This is a genomic window from Actinomycetospora chibensis (genome assembly GCF_028737215.1).
GTDB lineage: Bacteria > Actinomycetota > Actinomycetes > Mycobacteriales > Pseudonocardiaceae > Actinomycetospora > Actinomycetospora chibensis.
In genome coordinates this window covers 1-1321 of sequence record NZ_JAQZAM010000052.1, presented here as the reverse complement: position 1 = coordinate 1321, position 1321 = coordinate 1, and the positions used below count along the sequence as shown (strand labels likewise).

Annotated in this window: 1 protein-coding gene; it reads right to left on the bottom strand. The window is 69.8% G+C overall.

What is annotated here, in order from left to right:
* Positions 1 to 37: 37 nt before the first annotated feature.
* The gene (locus tag PH189_RS30250) at positions 38 to 1279 is read right to left on the bottom strand and encodes a DDE-type integrase/transposase/recombinase (RefSeq protein WP_420791507.1); all 1242 of its coding nucleotides are present in this window, start codon (positions 1277 to 1279) and stop codon (positions 38 to 40) included.
* Between the last annotated feature and the right edge of the window lie 42 nt (positions 1280 to 1321).

Here is a 1321-nt window from a genome sequence, read left to right as displayed (position 1 = left end):
GTGTGGTGTCTCAGGACATCGGCATAGCCCCGAACCCTCATGGGTTCGGGGTTTCTTGCTGTGTGGGGCTGTTTCGGAGGGGTTGGTAGTCGCGGCTGGGGTCGAGGGTCAGTTCGCGGATGAGGTCGCCGGTGGTGGCGTTGACGACGCGGATGTCGCGGTCCTGGACGAGCAGTAGGACGTGGGTTCGGGCGTGGGCTCGTCCGATGCCGATGTGGTGCAGGCGGCCGTGGAAGCGCAGGGTGACCACTCCGGAGGTGTCGACGCGGTCGCGGCGGACCCGGAAGTCCGCGGCGGGAGCGAGTCCGCCGGGGGTGGCTTTGGGTCGGGCGAGGTAGGCCGCGGCCGGGGTGCGTCGGGCCAGGGAGCGGTGGGGTCGGCGGGTGTTGTACTCGTCGGTGAAGCGCTCGAGCAGCACCTGCAGCGCGGTGATCGTGGTGGGTTGGTCGGGTTGGGCGTGAAGCCAGCGTTTCTGGGTCTGGTGCAGGCGTTCGACTTTCCCGCAGGTCTGCGGGTGGTTCGGCGCGGAGTTCTTCTGCTCGATCCCGAGGCGGGCGAGCTCGGTCTCGAACCCGTTGCGGGTCTTGGCGCGGGCTCGGCCGCCGGCGAAGCGGGTCGTGAACACCATGCCGTTGTCGGACAGGACGCTGGTCGGGGCGCCGTGGCAGGCGATGGCGGCGCGGAACACCTCCACGACCAGGGCGCCGGTGACCCGGGGGGCGGCGACGCTGGCGAGCAGGTAGCGGGAGTGGTCGTCGAGGAAGTTCAGGACCTCCACATCACTGCCTGGAGTGCGCCTGCCGGGCAGGCGGTAGTGGGTGAAGTCGGTCTGCCACATCTGGTTGGGCAGCTCGGCTTCGAAGCGCAGGTAGGAGGAGCGGGGCCGCTTGTTCGGGGCCGGGACGATCTGCCCGTGGCGGTTGAGGATCCGCCACACCGTCGCCGCCGACACGACGTGCTGATGGTGTTCGCGCAGGTGCCAGCAGATGGTGTGGGCGCCGGCGTCGAGGCCCTGCTCGACGAGCTGCTTGCGGAGCCGCAGCACCAGCTCCACCACCTGAGGGCTGGTCGCCGAGGGTGAGCGGGCGGGGCGCCGCGACCGCGGCGTGAACGCGGCCTCGCCCTCAGTCCGTAGCGGGCCACCAGCCGCGACACCCACGGTTGCGAGACCCCGTAGGCCCGGGCCACCTCGCTCTGCGAGCGGCCCTCCACCACCACCGCTGTGATCACCAACCGGGCCTTCGACATCGGACACGAAGACCACCTGCGCTATGCGCATGTCCTGAGACACGCCATGCCTATGTCCTGAAACAGCACACTG

Bases quoted from the DNA above. Each gene is read 5' to 3' on its own strand.
- PH189_RS30250 (WP_420791507.1), bottom strand. From the start codon at position 1,279: ATGCGCATAGCGCAGGTGGTCTTCGTGTCCGATGTCGAAGGCCCGGTT.